This is a genomic window from Nonomuraea sp. KM90 (assembly GCF_052246675.1).
GTDB lineage: Bacteria > Actinomycetota > Actinomycetes > Streptosporangiales > Streptosporangiaceae > Nonomuraea.
The window spans coordinates 26194-45557 of sequence record NZ_JBQQCB010000069.1 but is presented as its reverse complement, the minus strand read 5'-3'; the positions used below and the strand labels follow the sequence as shown (position 1 = coordinate 45557).

Below are 19364 nucleotides of genomic sequence, written 5' to 3'. Positions count from 1 at the left end.
CACCCCGTCGATCGACGCTACTGGGAGGCCAGGTCCGAAGTCGTGCCGTTTTCAGGCGACGGGGGTGCCGGCGAGGTCGTTCGCCGCGACGTACCCGAAGGTCATGGCCGGTCCGAGGGTGGAGCCGGAGCCGGCGTAGCTGTGGCCCATGACGGCGCCGCTGGCGTTCCCGGCCGCGTACAGGCCGGGGATCACCGAGCCGTCCGCCCGCAGCACGCGGGCACGGGCGTCGGTGCGCATGCCGCCCTTGGTGCCCAGGTCGCCGGGGACGATCTTGAAGGCGTAGAAGGGCGGCAGCCACAGGGGCGCCAGGCAGGGGTTGGGCTTGACGTGCGGGTCGGCGTAGTAGCGGTCGTAGGCGCTGTCGCCGCGGTGGAAGTCGGCGTCCCGGCCCGCCAGCGCGAACCCGTTGAAGCGGGTGATCGTGGCGCGCAGGGCCGCCCTCGGCACCCCGATCCGGTCGGCGAGCTGCTCGATGGACCAGGCGCGGTGCACGGCGCCGCTGTCGTACCAGGCGTCGGGGAAGGGCAGCAGCGGCGCGACGTCCTTGAACAGGTAGCGGTTGCGGTAGTTCTGGTCGACGATCAGCCAGGCGGGGATGTGCGGCGCGGACGGGGTGTTGCGGTCGTACATGGTGTGCACGATGTCGCTGTACGGCGCCCCCTCGTTGGCGAAGCGCACGCCGTTGCCGTTGACCATGACGCAGCCCGGCAGGGTGCGCTCGGCCAGGCAGAAGTACGGCTCGTCGGGCAGCGGGATCACCGGGCCCCACCAGGCGTCGTCCATCAGGTCCAGCGCGGCGCCGGCCCGCTCGCCGGCCTCGATGCCGGCGCCGGTGTTCTCCTTGGCGCCGATCGTCCAGTCGGTGCCGATGGGCTGGCGCTGGAACTCGGCCCGCATCGCCGCGCTGTGCTCGAACCCGCCCGACCCCACGATCACCCCGCGCCGCGCCCTGACCAGGCCGGCGGACGTGACCACGCCCGCGACCCGGCCCGCCTCGACGTGCAGGTCGAGCAGGGGCGTGTTGAGCCACACCGGCACCCCGGCCGCGAGCAGCCCGGCCCGGAGGCCGCCGGCCAGCGCCTGCCCCATGGTGAGCGGCTGCTCCCCGCGCAGCGCGGCTTCGGTGCCCCGCAGCAGGCACGCGGCGGACACCTCGATCCCCTTCGGGTGGACCGCGCTGAGCGTCAGCCACTTGTAGTCGGCGCTGAAGACGACCATGCCGGCCGGGGTGGGGATGTACGGCGGGTTGAGGCGGGCGAGCTCGGCGCCGAGGACGCGGCCGTCGAGCTGGTCCGGCTCGATGGAGCGCCCGTTCGGCATCCCGCCGGGGAACTCGGGATAGTAGTCGGAGTAGCCCTGCATGAACCGGAACCGCAGCGGGCTGTTGCGCATGACGAACGAGATCATGGCCGGTCCGGCGGCGAGGAACGCCTGCTGCCGCTCGACCGGCACCGTGCCGCCCACGACGCGCGCGAGGTAGGCGGCGGCCTTGGCGGGGGTGTCCGGCACGCCGGCGGCGAGGATCACCTCGTTGCACGGGATCCAGATGCCCGCGCCCGACCGGGCCGCGGAGCCGCCGAAGGTGGGGGCCTTCTCCAGCACGACGGTGCGCAGGCCGCGCTTGGCCGCGGTGAGCGCGGCGGTCATCCCCGCGGCCCCCGCCCCGACGACCACGACGTCGTAGTCGGCCTCGGCGTACGCGGGCGTCTGCCCGAGCGCCGCTCCGGTCACCAGGATCCCGCCCGCGACGAGCAGGGTGCGGCGGCTGTGCCCGGCGGCGGTCAGGCCCTCGGGGGCCGGCACGGCAGGTCCCATCGATCGATCCCCTCACCTCTGGGAGAGCCTGGTGGCCCCCTCGCCGTACCGAAGCATGCGCTTGGTTGGTTTCGGTGTCAACCGCAGGTCCCGGCGGACGTCTACGATCGCCGGTAGCATTGGGCGCGGCGCGGTTGGAGGGGGCCTGTCACATGGCGCGCGGCCTGGGAGAGCTCGAGTCCACGATCATGGATCACCTGTGGGCCACCAAGCAGCCCGCCTCGGTCAGGGACGTCCTGGAGCACCTGCGCCGGGAGCGCCCCCTCGCGTACACGACGGTGATGACCGTGATGGACAAGCTCCACACGAAGGGCCTGCTCAAGCGCGAGGCGGTGGGCCGGGCCTACATCTACGAGGCGGTCTCGTCGAAGGAGGCGTACACCGCCGAGATGATGCGCGAGTCGCTGGCCAGGAGCGGCAACCGGGCGGCCACGCTGGTGCACTTCCTCGAACGGCTCACGCCCGAGGAGGCCGGCGCCCTGGAGGCGGCCCTGCGCGTCTACCCGCCCAAGGGCCACGCCTCCTAGCAGCAGCGACCCTACGAGCAGCCGTAGTAGCCGCCCGTCGACCGGCGCGCCGCGAGTTCGGCGGGATCGTGGCGGGCGTGCCGGCCCCGTGCCGGAACGGCACGCCCGCCCCGTCCCCGTCAGGCCGTCAGTTCGGCCAGGCGGGCGACGGCCGCCCGTTCGGCCTCGTGGACGGCGCCCAGGCGGGTGCCGAGAGCCGCGAAGAGCGGGGCCGGGTCGCCGGCCGCGGCGAGGGAGTCGTTCGCGGCGGCGCGGGCCCCCCACAGCTCGCGGGACGCCCGCGCGGCGGCCGGGTCGCCGGCGGTGCCGTCCGCCATGACGCTCTCCTTGATCGCGGCGGTCAGCTCCCGGATCCGCGCGAACTCCGGCACCTCGGCGGGCAGCGCGGTCTCCGCCAGGTCGTGCCAGAGCGCGTGGATCTCCCGGAACCGGCCGGCCAGCTCCTCCAGCGCGGGCCGCTCCAGCAGCGTGGCGGCCTCGTCCAGCGCGTCGGCGAACAGGTCGCGCAGGTTCCCGCCGTCCATGCCCACCGGCTCCGCCCCCTCCCAGACCGACAGCAGGGCGTCCGCCAGCCCCTGCCGGTCGGCGAAGACCTTCGGCCACGCCTTGGCGTTGCGGGTGTCGGTCAGCAGCCGGGCCCACTTGCGCCAGGCGGGCAGCGAGAAGGAGTCGGAGGCGGCCGACAGGTGCTCGGCGCAGTCGCGCAGCCCCTCGCGGGCAGCGCCCGCCAGGGTGGCCTCGTCCGGCTCGGCCTCGCCGAGCACGTGCAGCACGTTCCCGTACGAGCCGACCCGGGCCCGCGCGGCGTCGAACCGCTCCTGGGGGATGTGGATCGGCGCCTGGCCCCGGTCGTCCAGGAACACCCCGTCCGCGTCGCGCCGGTAGGCGACCACCGGGTGGCCGCCGTGCCCGTCCAGGGAGGCGGGCAGGTGCCAGTAGCCCAGGTGGTAGCGGTCGGGCAGGACCACGCAGGGCCGGCCGGCGTCCAGCTCCGCGGCCAGCCGCCGGCTCGCCGCGCGGACCCCGGACGTGCGGTGCTCCTCGTACGGCACCCCGAGGCGGCCGAGCGTCTTGGCCATCCAGCGGTCGTGGTACTGCCACTGGTTGCGGAAGCCCAGCGTCACGTGCCGGGCCCCGTCGTGCTTGAACTCCCACAGGATGTACCCGGCTCCGATGCCCCCGCCCGCCAGGAACACCAGCGGCTCGCTGACGACGGCGCCCTGGTTGAGCAGGACGGCGGCGATCGCGGCGCTGGACGGGTGCCGCCCGCCCGAGAAGCGCCATCCGCCGTCGGCGGCCGTCGCGGCGGCACCGACCGCAGGGCCGACGACGTGGTGGCGGGCCGTGGTGTAGCTCTCGCCCGTCTTGGCCATCCGCGCCCGGATGCGCGCCTTGAGCTGCTTCTTGCTGGTCATGTACGGCTCTTCCCGCGGCCATCGCCAGGGCCCGGCCCACGCCCGCGGCCCGTGGCGGCCGCGAAAGAACGCGGACCGGTCGGAGCGCGGCTCCCGAGGCGCCTGACGTCCCCTTTGCCCCCGCGTCGGGCGGGTCGCGTGGGGACCCGCTCTGGAGGTTCGGCGGGAGAGTGCCGCCGTGCAGCGGATATTAGTACACCGCCGCCGGCCGGCCTAGGGCTTGAGCCCGTAGGTGAGGACGATGATGCCCGACTTGAAGCGGGTCGTCTCCAGCAGGTCGAGGTGCGTGAGGTCCACCAGGCCGTCGAGCAGCCGGTCGCCACCGCCGGCGATGGTGGGGAACATCCAGAAGTGGAACTCGTCGACCAGCCGGTTCTCGATCAGCGTGCGGTCGAGCGAGCCGGTGCCGAACTTCAGGATGTTCTCCCCCGGCTGCCGCTTCAGCTCGGCGACGGCGGCGGCGACGTCCCCCTGGATGAGGGTGCCGTTCCAGGCGTCGGCGTCCTTGAGCGTGGTGGAGGCGACGTACTTGGGCATGCCGTTGATCCGGTCCGTGTACGGGTCGCCGGAGCGGCCGGGCCAGACCTGGGCGAACCCCTCGTACGTCTCGCGGCCCAGCAGCAGCGCGTCGGCCCCGAACAGCAGCTTCGTGCCGTAGCCCTGGTGCTCCTCGTCCCAGTAGGGCGCACCCCAGACGTGCGGGTCACCGATGACCCCGTCCAGCGTGACGAACGTCGATTCGACGAGCTTCCTCATGGTGGTCTCCTTCTCGGTCGGCCTGGCTGATGGAATGTAGCCTGGCCCGGGCCGCTTACCGAATCCCGACGATGTTCTTAAGGCCGGGTTCTCAAGGCCGTGCAGGCAGGGGCGTACAGGGCGTGATCACCTGGCGGTGCACGATCACGTCGAACCACCCCGCCAGCGAGCCGCCGGACATGTACGAGCCCTGCGGCCGCGCCGGTTCGTAGGCCGCGTACCCGCGCACCTTCGCCGGCCCGCGCAGCCACTCGCGCACCGGCTCCGGGGCGTCGGCGCGCAGGTCCACCGCGTACTCGTCGAGGCCGGCGGCGCCGAAGACGCGGTTGGCGAAGCCGGGGTCCGGGCGCGGCACCGGCGCCGGGGCGGTGCCGCAGCCGCGTCCCGCGTTCAGCGTCCCGTGGTCGAACAGGACGCCGACGGACCGGTAGCGGTCGCCGTACCAGCGGCGCAGGTGGGAGCCGGCGCTGTCGAACGTGATCGCCTCCCCGCCGAGCGTCACCCGCAGGCGCGGCGCGGCGGCCGTGTGCGCGGAGGCCGCCCAGTAGGCCACCTTGTCGCCCGTGTGGCGCTGCCACCAGCGCAGGTTCTCCGCCGCGCGGCTGTCGCGGTAGGCGTAGTTGTCCCGGAGGCTGAAGCCCTCGTACCAGGACAGGATCTGCCGGGCGTGCTGCACGGCCAGTCGCTGCTCCCTGGTCCGGGGCAGGCGCGCGACCAGCTCGTACACCTCCCGGGCGTGCCGGATGTAGGGGCGCTTGTCGGTCACGTCCAGGTACCACATCAGGTTCCGGTGCGTGTCCTCGTGGCGGGGGCGGATGGGCTCCAGGTGCCGGCCCAGCCTGCCGAGCAGGGCGGGGGCGGCCTTCGTCACGTAGGAGGAGACGGCGTCGTAGGCGAGGGAGCGGGTGGCGTAGTATTCCACGCCGACGAACTGGACCTTGTCGTCGTGGCCGGCGTTGTACGCGCGCAGCCAGGCCAGCACCTCGCGGACCTCGGCCGTCTGCCAGGTGGTCGTCAGCTCGCGCATCAGGGCGTCGAGGTCGCCCTCGCCGGTCAGGACGTACCGGTTGACCCGTACGCCCGTCGTCCAGTCCTCCTCCCAGGCGATGGAGCGGAACCCCAGCTCCGTCACCAGGAGGCGCAGGGTGCGGAACTTGAGCGTGGACTCCTCGTGGGTGCCGTGGGACGACTCCCCCAGGCCGACGACGGTCGCGTCGCCGATCATCTCCCGGGTGACCTGCGGCCGGGCGTTCTGCCTGAGCCAGTCGACGACCTCCGGGTGGGCGGCCGGAGTGGCGGCAGGGGTGGCGGCAGGGGTCGCGGCCAGGACGCCTGCGACGAATAGACGGAACATGGTGACCCCGTTCTGGGATGGGACGGTGAGCCCCCAGAATCCCCGCCGCACCCGTGGGCGCGCGTCCGCCGGGCGGCCCATCGCGGGCTGCGCCCGGCGGCGTAGGGGTTCTCCCCGATCAGTCCTCGGGGCGCCGGGCCAGGAACACGAACTCCCGGCCGGGCCGGTCCGGCGCGTCGCGTACCTCCTCCAGGGTGTAGCCGCCGGCCGACAGGTCCGCCTCGACCTCGTCGCGCTCGCGGAAGCGCAGCGTGGAGTCCGACGTGAGCACCTGCCCGTCGGAGGCGAACACCCACGTGCCGCGGAAGGTCACCAGCGGCCCGCTGACGTCGAGCAGGTCGTACCACTGCTCCACCCGGCCCAGCCCCGGCAGCTCGGCGACCTGGTACGTCGCCGCCCGGTTCCACTCCAGCCAGGCCTTCCTGGCCGGGTCGCGGGTCTCGAACACCAGGTGCCCGCCGGGCCGCAGCGACGCGCGCACGCCGGCCAGCGTGGCCCGCCAGTCCGCCGGCTCGACGATCGCCTGGGCCACGTTCGCGGTCATCGTGGCCAGGTCGGCCCGCATCGGCGGGAGGGCCGTGGCGTCGCCGTGGATCCAGCGCACGCGCTCGGCGCCGGGCTTGCCCCGTGCGACGTCGAGCGAGGCCGCGGCCGGGTCCACCCCCGTCACCTCGAGGCCGCGGCCGGCCAGCAGCAGCGCGAACGTGCCGGTGCCGCAGCCGACGTCGAGCACGCTGCGCGCGCCGAGCTCGGCGGCGATCGCGGCGTAGACCTCCAGGTCGCCGCGGTCGGGGTCCAGCGGGTCGTAGACGGCGGCCAGCCGGGGGTGTTCGAAGATCGCGTCAGCCATGCGGCCACGATACGCGCGGGCCCGATCCGGGTTACGGGTGAGGGTGCCGGGACACCCAGACCGCGAGCTGGGTGCGGTCGCGCAGGCCGAGCTTGCGCAGGCAGTTCGAGATGTGGTTCTTGGCGGTGCCCTCGGTGATGTGCAGCCGGCGCGCGATCTCCCGGTTGGCCGCGCCGGTGCCGATGAGCAGCGCGATCTCGTACTCGCGTGCGGACAGGCCGCACGGCGGCTCCGCCGCGTCCGGCTCCCGCCCGGGGACGGGGGCGGTCGTCTTGCGCAACGCGCTGACGAGCCGCTCGGTCGCCGCCCCGCCCAGCACGGTCTCCCCCCGCGCGGCCCGCCTGATCGCGGCCACCAGCTCGTCCGGCGGCGTGTCCTTCAGCAGGTAGCCCTTCGCGCCGGCGCGGAGCCCGCCGAAGATGTAGTCGTCGTCGTCGAACGTGGTCAGGATCACCGGCGCGACCTCGGGGAACTCCGCCCGCAGCCGGGCGACCAGCGCCACGCCGTCCATCCCCGGCATGCGGGCGTCGACGAGGGCCACCTGCGGCCGCACGGCGGCCCCGGCCAGCCAGCTCAGCGCCTCCTCGCCGCCGGCCGCGGCGGCGGCGACCTCGATGCCGGGCTCGATCTCCAGGAGCTTGCGCAGGCCCTCGCGCATGAGGATGTGGTCGTCCACCAGCAGGACGCGGATCGCCGTCGCCATCACACCGGCACCGTCGCCTTGAGCGTGAACCCCTCGCCGCGGGCGCCGACCACGTCCAGCACCCCGCCCACGTCCCGCAGGCGTTCGCGCAGGCCGTGCAGCCCGAACCCGTGCTCGGTGGCCCCGGGCTCCGCGCCTGTGCCGTCGTCGGAGACCGTCACCTCCAGCCGCTCGGCCGTGCAGTCGAGCGCGACCTCGATGTGCCGGGCACGGGAATGGCGCAGGGCGTTCGTGAGCCCCTCCTGGACGACCCGATAGCAGACCAGCGCGCGGTTCTCGTCCACGTCCGGCCAGGTGCCCGTCACCGTGAAGGCGACGCCGGTGTCCCCCGAACCGAACGACTCGGTCAGTGCCCGCAGGGCGGCGGGTCCGGTGAGGCCGTCCATGCGCAGCGGCTTGAGCGCGCGTACCCAGCGGCGGGTGTCGGTCAGCGCCTCCCGGGTGAGGGCCTGCGCCTGGCCGACCTCGTCCCAGGCGTCCTCCGGGCGTACGGTGCGGTAGCGCCGGGCGTTCTCCAGGCCCACGTTGATGACGGTGAGGTAGTGGCCCACCGAGTCGTGCATGTCGCGCGCCATCCGCGCGCGCTCCTCGGCGACGGCCAGCTCGCGCGAGCGCGCCGCGTGCCGGCCCAGCTCGGCGTGGGCCCGCTCGAGGTCGGCCAGCAGGCGGCGGGTCTCCTCCGCCCGGCGCTGAGAGTCGAACATCGCGACCACGGCCACGAGGAGCACCAGGCACAGCAGCAGCATGACCGTGCCGTCGGCGACCGCCGCGAGCACGGACTGGCGGGGGTTGAGCAGCCCGACCACGACGTTGAGCAGGGCGGCGACGACGGCGTAGCCGAGGGCGCCGCGCAGCCCGAGCACGACCAGCGCGTTCGCGACCGCCAGCCCCACGATCAGCAGGGCCGCGGCCCCGCCCGCCGACATGAGCAGCAGCGACACGGCCAGGAACGCCACGGTCACCGCCCTGCGCGCGAGCGGCGCCCTCGGCCGCCACGGCAGCAGCGTCCACAGGACGGCGCCGGGCAACAGGGCGGCGGTGCCCGCGTAGAAGAGCACCTGGTGCAGCAGCCGGCTGTCCGGCGGCAGGTCGCCCACGACCGGGAGGGCGCCGGCGAACACCGCGGCGCTGACGGCGACCGAGACCCAGAAGAAGAGCCCGAACACGAGGGGCGGGCGGCCGCCGGAGAATCCCACCCAGCCGTCCAGGTCCCGGATCGATCGCACCTGCCGCATATGCGGGAGCATAACCATTCCGTTCCCGCAGGGCAGCGTGCCGATGGTCATGTCCGTGAGCATGACCCGGGTCATGCTCACGGACATGACCGGTACGTGCCCCGCGCGGGATGTTCGGCCCTGATCGCCAAATTTACGATCACCGCATGCGTACCGCAGAACGGCTCCGGGCACCGTGGCCCGGCATCATGGTGTCCTCGCTCAGCCTGGTCGCGATGATCGCGATCTCCTGGGCGGTGTGGGATTCGCTGCCTGAGCTCGTGACGACCCGGGAGGCCACCCCGCGCCGGGCCGGTTTCCGGGTGCCGAGGCTCGTCCTGGCGGCGGCGCTGCCGGCGACCCTGGTGGTGATCGGCATCGTCATGGCGGGCGCGACCGCGGTCGCGGACCGGCTGCGCCCGCACCTCCCTCCGCTGCTCGTCGCGTCCCCGAGCCGGCAGACGAGGTCGATGAACGTCCTCTTCGTCCTGCTGCCGCCGTTCCTGACCGTTCTGCACGGCGGCCTGCTGCTGCGCACCGCCGGCCACGACGTCCCCCTGGAGCGGGGGATGGCCGTCGCGATCGGGCTCCTGCTGGCCGGCCTGGGCCTGGCCCTGCCCAGGATCAGTGCCCGGCTCCCCGTGCCGGGGTGGGGGCGGGCGCAGCGCCTGGGCGGGCTGGCCATGACGGCGGTGGGCGCGGGGTGCGCCGCCGGAGCCCTGTTCCTGCCGCCGCTGCTGGTGTCCGTGGCCGCCGCGCTCGCCGCCGGGGTGATCCCCTTCCTCCCGGCGCTCGTCGCGCTGGCGCGTGCGCGCCGCTGACGTTCACTCGCCCGCCCCCGTCCAACAGCAGGCCGGGGGCGGGTCTGCCGGACGAACGGCATAAATGGGCCCCCTCTGCGCGTAAGACGCCGTTTACGCTTTCGTAAGCACTCGTTCATCCCATGCGACATATAGACACACGTCTATAAGTCGCCCCGAGGGGAGCACCATGACCGAGCTTGATCGACGATCCTTCCTCGGCCGCGGCCTGGCCACCACCGGCGGTGTGCTGGCCAGCGGCGTCGCCATCCAGACGCTGGCCGCCCACGCGTCCTGGGCCGACGGCGGCCGCCCCGCCGCCGACCCCGGCGAGACGGGGTACGGCCCGCTGCGCCGCACCCCCTCCAAGAACACCGGCGAGGAACTGCTTGCCCTCCCCGCGGGCTTCTCGTACGTCGTGCTGGGCAGGACCGGCACCCCCATGACCGACGGCGTCGCCACCCCCATCGCCCACGACGGCATGGCCGCCTTCCCCGGCACCCACCGCCACACCGCCCGCCTGATCCGCAACCACGAGGTGCGCACCGCCCCCGGCTCGCCGCTCGGCCGCGTGCACGTCGAGGGCTCGGAGCGCTACGACGAGCTGGGCGTGGCCGGCACCACCACCCTCGAGGTGGACTTACGCAGCGGCGAGGTGCTGCGCCACTTCGTGAGCCTCAACGGCACGATCATCAACTGCGCGGGCGGCCGGATGTTGCACGACCGCGGCTGGCTGACCTGCGAGGAGACGACCGCCGGCCCCGCGCAGGGCTGGCAGCGCAAGCACGGCTACATCTTCGAGGTGCCCCTGCACGGCCCCCGGCCCGGCCACCCCGCGCCCTCCCAGCCGCTGACGGCGATGGGCCGCTTCTCCCACGAGGCCGTCGCGGTGGACCCGCGCACCGGGTACGTCTACGAGACCGAGGACGACTCCGGCAAGCCCGACGGCTTCTACCGCTTCCGCCCCCGCGACCCGCGTGACCTGGCCGAAGGCGGCGTGCTGGAGATGCTCAAGATCAAGGGCGTCGACGGCTACGACTGCCGCGAGGGCCAGACCATGGGCGCCCGCCTGCCGGTCGAGTGGGTGCGCATCGACGACCCCGACCCCGACCTCGAAGGCGGCGCACCGACCTGCACCCAGCAGGGCCTGGCCAAGGGCGGCGCGAAGTTCAACCGCCTCGAAGGCTGCTGGTACGGCGACGGCAGCGTCTTCTTCAACTCCACCAGCGGCGGCGACGTCAAGAACGGCGACCCGCCCAACGCCGACGGCTACCTGGAGGGCTACGGCCAGGTCTGGCAGTACGTCCCGGGCCGGCGGGATGGCGGCACGCTCGTGCTCGTGTACGAGTCGCCCGGCCGCAAGGAGCTGGACTCGCCGGACAACCTCACGTTCACGCCCCGGGGCGGCATCGTGCTGTGCGAGGACGACGCCGGCCCGACCGACGCGGACCCGCACCCGCTGGCTCCCGGCCTGGTCAACGTCAACCGGCTGATCGGGCTGGACCCGCGGAGGGGACAGCCGTTCGAGTTCGCGGTCAACATCGCCGACGACAGTGAGTTCGCGGGGGCGTGCTTCAGCCCGGACGGCTCGGTCCTGTTCGTCAACCAGCTCGGCGACACGGCCGCGCTGGACCCGCCGGGCCGTACGTACGCCATCCGCGGCCCCTGGCACCGCGGGCCGCTGTAACCGCGGCTGGACAACCCCCTCGGGGCCCACAAAGATAGACATGTGTCTATGAAAGAGGGGTCGCTGCCCCTCCTTCCCACCGGCGGATGCGCCGGCCCGCGACCGGGCCGGCCCATTCCCCGGACCACCGCCATCGCGTACGCCCGGCGCCTGCAGGCCGTGGCGGACCCCGTACGGCTGCGCCTGCTCAGCCTCGTGCTCGCCGGCCAGGACGGTGACTCCTGCGGCTCCGAGCAGCATCACCTGGAGATCCTGCGAGAGGCGAACCTGATCGAGCCGTGCGGCGGGAGCGCCCCGCTCGGCCACCGCGCCACGGCGGAAGGACGGGAGCTGTTCGCCCGCCTGATGGCCTGTCGCGACGCCACGCGGGAGTCAGGGGATCAGGCCGCGCAGGGCGTCGAGCCGCTCGGGAACGATCGAGTACCACGCCCACTTGCCGCGCTTCTCCCGCGTCAGTAGCCCGGCGTCGACGAGGATCTTCAGATGGTGGCTGACCGTGGGCTGCGTCAGCCCGAGGGGCGCGGTGAGATCGCAGACGCACGCCTCCCCCGCGGCGCTGCCGCTGATCATGCTGAGCAGCTGGAGCCGGGTCGGATCCGCGACCGCCTTCAGCGCACCCGCGAGCCGCTCGGCCTCTGACCGTGCCAGCGGCTCGGGGACCATCTCGGGATGGCAGTGTTCGTCGTGCTGATCGGTCAGCGTGATCTCGTCGGGCTGCACCGAGCCAGTTTAGATAGTGATCGACGGTGACGGATCCTGACCCCTTCACCGGCAAACTTCTGGTACGGGTGGGACACGTGCCCGTTTCGGCCCCGGCTGCCCGGCTATAACGCCCGCCAGGAGAAGGGAGACAGACATGTGTCTGAGCTGTGGCTGCGGGGAGCCCAACGAGGATCACGGCAACGCCGCCAACATCACCGCGCAGGACCTGCAGAGCGCCGCCCAGGCGGCGGACATCAGCCCGCAGGAGGTGGTGGAGAACATCCAGTCCGGGGTGCGCGCCGGCTGAGGACGCGGGACGGCCTCCTAACCTGACACCAGGTGAGCATTCTGTGGCGGGAAGTGGCACAACCCCCGTCTTGCATGGGGGCACGGGGCGGGGCGGACACTCGAGTCGAACGCTCTTCGCCTGCCCGGGGGTGGTTCCTCGTGCGCGACGGGTTCGAATCCCGCGAATCCTGGCCCTTCGAATGCCTGCGCTGCCTGTACGTCTGGGAGGAGGACTACATCGTCCGCCACCTGTCCGACGATCACGGCAACGAGGTCGAGATCTGGCTCAGCTCCGGAGTGCCCGTGCAGCCGCCCTGGTCGGGGACGAGCTGCCCGGCGTGCGGCGCCTTCCATCTCACCTCGTTCCCGTCGGGTTACCTGGCGCGCCACCCGGAGCTGACGGCGGCGCCCGATCCTAAGCCGCTGGCCGAGGTGCCGATCATGCCGATCAAGGACATCGACCTGCCCGCCGGCCGTCCGCCGCTGCCGCGCCGCCTGCTGATCGCGGTCGGCCTGCCGGTGGTCGCGTTCGCAGGTTACGAGCTCTACCAGTACCTGCTGGCGCCCGCCCTCCACCACCACTAGGCCTCACCAGGTGACGGGCGGCTCTCTCAGCCCCGCCGCGCCGCCGCGCCGTCGATCCCCCGGCGGAGCAGGTCCCACAGCCGCCCGGCGGTCACGACCCGCTCCGGTGCCGGCAGCTTCGACAGCAGGCTGGCCAGCATGCCGACGACCAGGACCAGGTCGTCGGCCGTCACGTCCGCGCGGACGCGACCGGCGGCGCGCGCCTGCGGCAGCTTGCCCTCCAGCACCCGCGCCACCCGGTCACGCACCTCGATGACGCGCGGGTCGGGCCGGTCCGGCACGCTCACCATCGTGATGAACGCGGTCGAGGCGATGGTCTGCTCGGTGATCACGGTCAGCACGTCGTCGAGGGTCGAGCCGGGCGTGGCGGCCAGCGCCTCCAGCTCGGCGACGCTCTCCTCGAACACGGCCAGCGCGAGGCTGATGCGATCGGGGAAGTGCCGGTAGAGGCTGCCCTGCCCGACCCCGGCCTCCCGGGCGACCGTGCTGAGCGGCGCTTCGTAGCCGGCGGTGGCGAAGACCTCGCGAGCCGCCGCCATCAGTGCCGCCCGGTTCTCGGCGGCGGCACTGGGTCCCCTGTTGGGTCGGCGCTCGGCAGGCATGGCGGCCATCGTACCAACCGGACAACCTTGTCCGGATAGCCCCACCTGCACCGTGGCGACACGCGGGCCCCCCGGCTTTGAATGGTCATGCAGTCGTATGTATATACTTCTACTCGTGTCCAAGATGCTCACCTCCCTCCCTGTCGGCGAACGCGTCGGGATCGCCTTCTCCGGCGGCCTCGACACCTCTGTGGCGGTCGCCTGGATGCGCGAGAAGGGTGCCGTGCCGTGCACCTACACCGCCGACATCGGCCAGTACGACGAGCCCGACATCGCCTCGGTGCCCGGGCGCGCCACGGCGTACGGCGCGGAGGTCGCCCGGCTGGTCGACTGCCGGGCCGCCCTCGTCGAGGAGGGGCTCGCGGCCCTGGCCTGCGGGGCGTTCCACATCCGCTCCGGCGGCCGGACCTACTTCAACACCACCCCGCTCGGGCGGGCCGTCACCGGCACCCTGCTGGTGCGCGCGATGCTCGACGACGGCGTGCTGATCTGGGGTGACGGCTCGACCTTCAAGGGCAACGACATCGAGCGGTTCTACCGCTACGGCCTGCTGGCCAACCCGTCCCTGCGGATCTACAAGCCGTGGCTGGACGCCGACTTCGTCAGCGAGCTCGGCGGCCGCAAGGAGATGTCCGAGTGGCTGCTCGCCCGTGACCTGCCCTACCGGTCCAGCACGGAGAAGGCCTACTCCACCGACGCCAACATCTGGGGCGCGACCCACGAGGCCAAGTCGCTCGAGCACCTCGACGCGGGCATCGAGATCGTCGAGCCGATCATGGGCGTGCGGTTCTGGGACCCCGAGATCGAGATCCCCGCCGAAGACGTCACCATCGGCTTCGAGCAGGGGCGGCCGGTGACGATCAACGGCAAGGAGTTCGCCTCGGCGATCGACCTGGTCCTGGAGGCCAACGCCATCGGCGGCCGGCACGGCCTGGGCATGTCCGACCAGATCGAGAACCGGATCATCGAGGCCAAGAGCCGGGGCATCTACGAGGCGCCGGGCATGGCGCTGCTGCACGCGGCCTACGAGCGGCTGGTCAACGCGATCCACAACGAGGACACCCTGGCCGGCTACCACACCGAGGGGCGGAAGCTGGGCCGGCTGCTGTACGAGGGCCGCTGGCTCGACCCGCAGGCGCTGATGGTGCGCGAGTCGCTGCAGCGCTGGGTCGGGGCGGCCGTCACCGGCGAGGTGACGCTGCGGCTGCGGCGCGGCGAGGACTACTCGATCCTGGACACCTCGGGGCCGGCGTTCAGCTACCACCCGGACAAGCTGTCGATGGAGCGCACCGAGGACTCCGCCTTCGGGCCGCTCGACCGTATCGGCCAGCTCACCATGCGCAACCTCGACATCGCCGACTCCCGCGCGAAGCTGGAGCAGTACGCGGGGCTCGGCATGGTCGGCAGCCCGCACGCGACCCTGCTGGGCGCCACGCAGGCCGCGCCGACCGGGCTCATCGGCGCCATGCCCGAGGGCGGCGCTGAGGCGATCGCCTCCCGCGGCGAGGCCGCCGAGGACGACGAGCTGCTCGACCACGCGGCCATGGAGGCCGGCACCGACTGACCCCCCGCCCTCCCGGATCGGAACCGACCGACCCGCGCCCGCCAAGGGCGGCACCGGTCGACCCCAGCCCGCCCAGGGCGGCACCGGTCGACCGGTCCGATCCGGGGGATGGCCGGTTCCGGTCCCGGGGATGGCCGGTTCCGGTCCGAGGAAGGCCGGTGTCGCGCCGGGGAAAGCCGGTGTCAGCCATAGCGATGCCGGTATCGGCCCTAGGGAAACGGCACTCCGCCGCTCTACCATGCGAGCAACGAGGCGGGAGTGCCGTATGCGAATCCTGATCGTCGGAGTGGGCACCCGGGGGGACGTGCCCGCCTCCGCCGGCTTTCACGTCGCCGGGGCCATGGGCGTGCCGAGCATGCGCCCGCAGCCGGTGGAGCCGACCGGCCGCAGGTGCGGAAACCGGGCGGCCGGACGCGCCGATCACCTCACCGGCCTCGCGGTACGCGCGCCGCGGGAGGCCGGGCTGCGGGCCGGTGTCCCCGCCGTGGGCCTGCCGGCGCTCAACGACCGGCCGCTCCGGGCGTCCCGGCCGGCCGCGACCGGCGTGGCGCCTGCCGCCGTACGGTTCCGGCACCTGATCTCCGATCGGCCGGCCACCGCGCTCGGAGCCGCCGTGACCGGCCCCTCCTACTGGTGCGGGGCCGCGGAGCTCGGGGACCGGATCCGGGCGGCGCCGCCGCCGTGGTGTCGGCCGTGGACAAGCAGGCGGCCTGACATGGGAAGCCGGTCATCGTATCCTGCCACGGCGATTCTGGTAACAAACATTTCCCAAGATAACCGGTCTATCGTGTTGTCATTGACTGGAATTGTTGGAACATATGGTTCGAGTCATCGAGTGAGGTCCATAGATCGCTAACCGAGAAAAGGTCGGCGGCGAGGGGAAAGGGGCAACGCTCATGCACCAGCGTGCTGTCCGAAACTTGGCCAAGCTCGAAACCACGCAGGCCAGAATCACGCGGATATTCGACGCGGCGGCCGGTGGCAAGAACAACTTCTTGGTCGACAAGGACACGGTACGCCATTTCGATCAAGCGGCCCCCGCCCTCACGACAGCGGCCCGCTCGGTGCTCGAGTTCCTCTCCCGGGTGATTAGCCATTTAGCCGGCGAAGGCGTCGACCAATTCATGATCGTGGGCAGCGGGATCCCCAGCGGCCTTTCGGCGGGGCACCGCCTGCACGACATGGCGCGCAACGCCGCCGGCCCGGCCCCGCGGGTCCTGTACGTCGAGAGCAACCCGATGGTGGTGGCCATGGCCCAGGCCACCATCGAGCCCTTCACCGACCTGGTGCGCGTGGTGGAGGGCGACATCCGGGAGATCGACGAGATGCTCCGGGACCACGTGGTGCAGACGTTCCTCGACTGGGACCGGCCCATGGCCGTGCTGGTGCTGTCGGCCTACAGCCTCGACGACGACGAGCACGCCCACTACGTCGTCAAGCGCATCCGGCACACGGCGCCGGCGGACAGCTTCCTCTGCCTGCTGCACACCACGTTCGACGGCATCCCGCCGGAGCTCCTGCCCGCCATCCGCGACCTGCTCGCCATGACCCTGCCCCATCTCGCGATCCGCTCCCGCGAGGAGGTGGCGGCCCTGCTCGAAGGGCTCGACCTGGTCGAACCCGGGCTGGTCTGGGTCCCCCAGTGGCGCCCCGCCGGCGGCGACCTGGCCTGCGGGGACGAGCCGAGCACGTCGGGCAACTACGGGGCCGTGGCCCGCATCCCCTGACCCGGGCCGGGTCCGCGGCTCACGGCTCCTCCGCGCCGGCGCCGGCCGACAGCAGCTTCCCGGCCAGCTCGCGGCAGCGCCCCCGGAGCTCCGGCGGGTCGAGCACCTCGAAGTCGTGCCCCAGCAGGAGCATGTGGACCAGCACGCGGTCGAGGCTGCCGGCGCCGCTGAGCACCTCGCAGCGCTCGCTCCCGCGCTCCCGTACGACGCCCGCCGACGCCGGGATCTGCGCGCGTACCGTGTCGGCCGGCGCGTGCACCAGGAAGCGCGCCTGGTGCGGGTAGACCCGGCTGGCCACGTTCTCCTGCACGTACGCCGCCGCGTCGGGCGCCGCGCGCGGGCGGAAGCGCCAGGTCCGTGCGATCACCTCGGCCATCCGGTCCACGCGGAAGTTGCGCCAGTCGTCGCGGTCGAGGTCGTAGGCGAGCAAATACCAGCGCCGGTCGGAGGCCACCAGCCGGTAGGGCTCGACCCGCCGCTGTCGCACCTCGCCCCCGGACGGGTAGCCGAAGGCGGCCTCGACCTCGTCGCGGCAGGCCCTGGCCAGCGTCATGAGCACCTCGGGGTCGACCGGCGTGCGACCGCCGCCGAAGGACTCCACCGAGCCGGAGAGCGCGCGCACCTCGTGCCGCAGCCGGACCGGCAGCACCCGGTCGAGCTTGGTCAGCGCCCGCAGCGCGGCGTCTCCGGCGCCGGCGACCGCACCACCCGCCCCGGCGAGCAGCGAGACCGCGGTGGCGATCGCCTCCTCGTCGTCGAGCAGCAGCGGCGGCAGGTCCTGCCCCGGGCCGAGCTGGTAGCCGCCGCCGACGCCCTGGCCGGAATGCACCGGATAGCCGAGCGCGCGCAGCCGCTCGACGTCGCGGCGCACCGTGCGCGACGTGACCCCGAGCCGGTCGGCGAGCTCGGGGCCGGTCCAGACCTGGCGCTGCTGCAGCAACCCGAGCAGGGTGAGCACCCGCTCCGTCGTGCCCCGCTCCTCACCGCTCGCCACTCCCATGTCACCCACCTTGCCAGAGATAGCGGACCGATCCTGTCCGCCATGGGTGTGAGAGTGGCTCCATGGACGCAGACGAACTCGACTGGAACCGGACGCTGCGCGAGCAGTTCGAGTTCCACTGGAGCCATCAGCTCCGGGCCAGGCTCGACGGCCTCACCGACGACGAGTACTTCTGGTCGCCGGTGCCGGGCGCCTGGAGCGTACGGCCGCGCGGCAGCTCGACGGCTCCCGTACAGGCCGGCGCCGGGGACTTCACGATCGACTACGCCCACCCCGAGCCGGTCCCCGCGGCCTTCACCACGATCGCCTGGCGGCTCGGTCACGTCGTCGTCGGCGTGCTCGCCGCGCGGAACGCGGCCCACTTCGGCGCGCCGGCGGCGTCGTACGAGAGCTGGGAGTACGCCGGCAGCGCGGCCACCGCGCTCGGCCAGCTCGAGACCCAGCTCGACCGCTGGCTGGCGGGGGTGCGCGGCCTCGGCGAGGCCGAGCTCCGGGCCCCGGTCGGCGAGAAGGAGCCCTACCCCGACGCGCCGATGGCCGACCTGGTGCTGCACGTCAACCGCGAGCTGATCCACCATCTGTCCGAGGTCTGCCTGCTGCGCGACCTCTACCTGCACACGAACACCCCGACGAACGGAGCAACCCGATGAGCCGCCACATCCAGGTCACCTTCGACGCCCACGACCCGCAGGCGCTGTCGTCCTTCTGGCGCGACGTCCTGGGCTACGTCCACCCCGGCCCGCCCGGGGTCGACCTGCCCGAGGGCGCCGACCCGCTGGCCGCGTGGGACGACTTCCTCGAGCGGGTCGGCGTGCCCAAGGAGCAGCGCAACACGAGGTCGGCCATCGAGGACCCGGACGGGCACGGCCCCCGGCTGTTCTTCCAGCAGGTGCCGGAGGACAAGGTGGCCAAGAACCGCGTCCACCTCGACGTCCGCGCGGCTCCCGGGCTGCAGGGGGACGAGCGGATGGCCGCGCTGGAGGCCGAGTGCGAGCGGCTCGTCGCCCTGGGGGCGACGCGGATCAGCCGCCACGAGCCAGAGCCCCCGATGAGCGGCGGGTTCATCGTGATGGCCGACCCCGAGGGCAACGAGTTCTGCCTGGACTGACGCTCCCGGCCGCATGAGGTTCGCGCCCGGGATAGCCCTGCGCTAACACATTTCCGTTAGCACTGGTTGACAATGGATACTTGATAACGGAATACTGCTACCAACGCTAGCGACGCCTCTCCCGCTCGCCCGAGAAGGCACCTGAGCCCGGCTGATCCGCACCACAGGGGCTTTCGCATGCCGCCAGACCGATCCGTACGAAGAAGGGAGCGAGATGATCTACCACGGCAGCCGGTTCACCTTCAGGCCGGATACGACACCGCGGCAGCGGGCGGAGGCTCTCGAAAGCCTGCGTGACCAGGGCAGGGTCATCCCGTCGGTGAGATCCTTCGCCGTCGGTCGCGACGGGAGCGGTGCCTACGAATGGGGCGCCATCTTCGTGATCGAAGACCTGGACGGCTACCGCGAGTATCTGACGCATCCCGCGCGCCGCCGCGCCGACCGGACCGCACTGCCGCTGGTCGAGGAGGTCGTCTCCTTCGATCTGACCGACGACCCGGATCCGGGGACGGCCGCGAGGATCAACGAGCTGCGTCAACGCCTCCTGGAGCCGCCGGCGGAGCACGATCCCTTACCCGAGGGGCCCGTGCACACCCGCCGTACCGTGCTCAAGGCCATCGCGGTGACCGCGGCGGGGACGGCCGCCGCCGGGGGGACGGGCATC

At 72.8% G+C, this 19364-nt stretch carries 19 protein-coding genes and 1 pseudogene; 10 read left to right on the top strand and 10 right to left on the bottom strand.

Going from position 1 to position 19364, the window contains the following annotated elements:
* Positions 1-51 precede the first annotated feature (51 nt).
* Positions 52-1818: a 3-oxosteroid 1-dehydrogenase gene (gene kstD, locus ACTWPW_RS41655; protein WP_443171914.1), complete on the bottom strand. Its 1767-nt coding sequence runs from the start codon at positions 1816-1818 to the stop codon at positions 52-54.
* Between the two features lie 152 nt (positions 1819-1970).
* Here kstD and ACTWPW_RS41650 point away from each other — a divergent pair, with 152 nt between their 5' ends.
* The gene (locus ACTWPW_RS41650; protein WP_443171913.1) at positions 1971-2345 is read left to right on the top strand and encodes a BlaI/MecI/CopY family transcriptional regulator; all 375 of its coding nucleotides are present in this window, start codon (positions 1971-1973) and stop codon (positions 2343-2345) included.
* A gap of 119 nt (positions 2346-2464) precedes the next feature.
* Here the strand turns inward: ACTWPW_RS41650 and ACTWPW_RS41645 are convergent, their stop codons facing one another.
* The 6 genes from ACTWPW_RS41645 to ACTWPW_RS41620 form a co-directional block, all read right to left on the bottom strand.
* Positions 2465-3760 (bottom strand): BtrH N-terminal domain-containing protein, encoded by a 1296-nt coding sequence (locus ACTWPW_RS41645; protein WP_443171912.1) that lies wholly within the window; start codon positions 3758-3760, stop codon positions 2465-2467.
* Between the two features lie 213 nt (positions 3761-3973).
* The gene (locus tag ACTWPW_RS41640; protein ID WP_443171911.1) at positions 3974-4516 is read right to left on the bottom strand and encodes a dihydrofolate reductase family protein; all 543 of its coding nucleotides are present in this window, start codon (positions 4514-4516) and stop codon (positions 3974-3976) included.
* 91 nt (positions 4517-4607) lie between these two features.
* Complete coding sequence (locus ACTWPW_RS41635) at positions 4608-5870, bottom strand: erythromycin esterase family protein (protein WP_375109782.1); 1263 nt, start codon at positions 5868-5870, stop codon at positions 4608-4610.
* Between the two features lie 118 nt (positions 5871-5988).
* Positions 5989-6720 carry a class I SAM-dependent methyltransferase gene (locus ACTWPW_RS41630; RefSeq protein ID WP_443171910.1) on the bottom strand — a complete coding sequence of 244 codons (732 nt, stop codon included), beginning with the start codon at positions 6718-6720 and terminating at the stop codon, positions 5989-5991.
* Positions 6721-6751: 31 nt separating this feature from the next.
* Complete coding sequence (locus ACTWPW_RS41625) at positions 6752-7423, bottom strand: response regulator (protein ID WP_375109780.1); 672 nt, start codon at positions 7421-7423, stop codon at positions 6752-6754.
* Entirely contained in the window at positions 7423-8658 is a 1236-nt protein-coding gene (locus ACTWPW_RS41620; protein ID WP_375109779.1) for a sensor histidine kinase, read from the bottom strand. The genes ACTWPW_RS41625 and ACTWPW_RS41620 overlap by 1 nt, the downstream gene beginning before the upstream one ends.
* 146 nt (positions 8659-8804) lie before the next feature.
* Between ACTWPW_RS41620 and ACTWPW_RS41615 the strand changes: the two genes are divergently transcribed.
* The gene (locus tag ACTWPW_RS41615) at positions 8805-9458 is read left to right on the top strand and encodes a hypothetical protein (protein WP_443171909.1); all 654 of its coding nucleotides are present in this window, start codon (positions 8805-8807) and stop codon (positions 9456-9458) included.
* Between the two features lie 169 nt (positions 9459-9627).
* Complete coding sequence (locus tag ACTWPW_RS41610) at positions 9628-11124, top strand: alkaline phosphatase PhoX (protein ID WP_443171908.1); 1497 nt, start codon at positions 9628-9630, stop codon at positions 11122-11124.
* 372 nt (positions 11125-11496) lie between these two features.
* On the opposite strand, the gene ACTWPW_RS41605 is transcribed toward ACTWPW_RS41610, so the two are convergent.
* Positions 11497-11844 carry an ArsR/SmtB family transcription factor gene (locus tag ACTWPW_RS41605; RefSeq protein ID WP_375109776.1) on the bottom strand — a complete coding sequence of 116 codons (348 nt, stop codon included), beginning with the start codon at positions 11842-11844 and terminating at the stop codon, positions 11497-11499.
* 136 nt (positions 11845-11980) lie between these two features.
* On the opposite strand from ACTWPW_RS41605, the gene ACTWPW_RS41600 reads away from it, so the two are divergent.
* Both ACTWPW_RS41600 and ACTWPW_RS41595 read left to right on the top strand, forming a co-directional pair.
* Positions 11981-12133, top strand: a complete 153-nt coding sequence (locus ACTWPW_RS41600) for a hypothetical protein (protein ID WP_375109775.1) — start codon at positions 11981-11983, stop codon at positions 12131-12133.
* 140 nt (positions 12134-12273) lie between these two features.
* On the top strand, positions 12274-12699 hold the full coding sequence (locus ACTWPW_RS41595; RefSeq protein ID WP_364125563.1) for a hypothetical protein: 426 nt from the start codon (positions 12274-12276) through the stop codon (positions 12697-12699).
* 26 nt (positions 12700-12725) lie between these two features.
* On the opposite strand, the gene ACTWPW_RS41590 is transcribed toward ACTWPW_RS41595, so the two are convergent.
* Positions 12726-13301, bottom strand: coding sequence for a TetR family transcriptional regulator (locus tag ACTWPW_RS41590; RefSeq protein WP_375109773.1), 576 nt, complete (start codon positions 13299-13301; stop codon positions 12726-12728).
* 115 nt (positions 13302-13416) lie between these two features.
* Between ACTWPW_RS41590 and argG the strand changes: the two genes are divergently transcribed.
* Both argG and ACTWPW_RS41580 read left to right on the top strand, forming a co-directional pair.
* Complete coding sequence (gene argG, locus ACTWPW_RS41585; RefSeq protein ID WP_375109772.1) at positions 13417-14865, top strand: argininosuccinate synthase; 1449 nt, start codon at positions 13417-13419, stop codon at positions 14863-14865.
* 920 nt (positions 14866-15785) lie between these two features.
* A complete protein-coding gene (locus tag ACTWPW_RS41580) occupies positions 15786-16592 on the top strand; it encodes an SAM-dependent methyltransferase (protein ID WP_375109771.1) in 807 nt (268 codons plus the stop codon).
* Positions 16593-16611: 19 nt separating this feature from the next.
* Here the strand turns inward: ACTWPW_RS41580 and ACTWPW_RS41575 are convergent, their stop codons facing one another.
* Positions 16612-17592, bottom strand: a complete 981-nt coding sequence (locus ACTWPW_RS41575) for a helix-turn-helix transcriptional regulator (RefSeq protein ID WP_443171907.1) — start codon at positions 17590-17592, stop codon at positions 16612-16614.
* Between the two features lie 62 nt (positions 17593-17654).
* Here ACTWPW_RS41575 and ACTWPW_RS41570 point away from each other — a divergent pair, with 62 nt between their 5' ends.
* The 3 genes and pseudogenes from ACTWPW_RS41570 to ACTWPW_RS41560 all read left to right on the top strand — a co-directional run.
* Positions 17655-18242 carry a DinB family protein gene (locus ACTWPW_RS41570; protein ID WP_375109769.1) on the top strand — a complete coding sequence of 196 codons (588 nt, stop codon included), beginning with the start codon at positions 17655-17657 and terminating at the stop codon, positions 18240-18242.
* Positions 18239-18700: a VOC family protein gene (locus ACTWPW_RS41565; RefSeq protein WP_443171906.1), complete on the top strand. Its 462-nt coding sequence runs from the start codon at positions 18239-18241 to the stop codon at positions 18698-18700. The genes ACTWPW_RS41570 and ACTWPW_RS41565 overlap by 4 nt, the downstream gene beginning before the upstream one ends.
* A 214-nt stretch (positions 18701-18914) precedes the next feature.
* Positions 18915-19178 (top strand): annotated as a pseudogene (locus ACTWPW_RS41560) (Dabb family protein); the annotation flags it as partial.
* Positions 19179-19364: the final 186 nt, after the last annotated feature.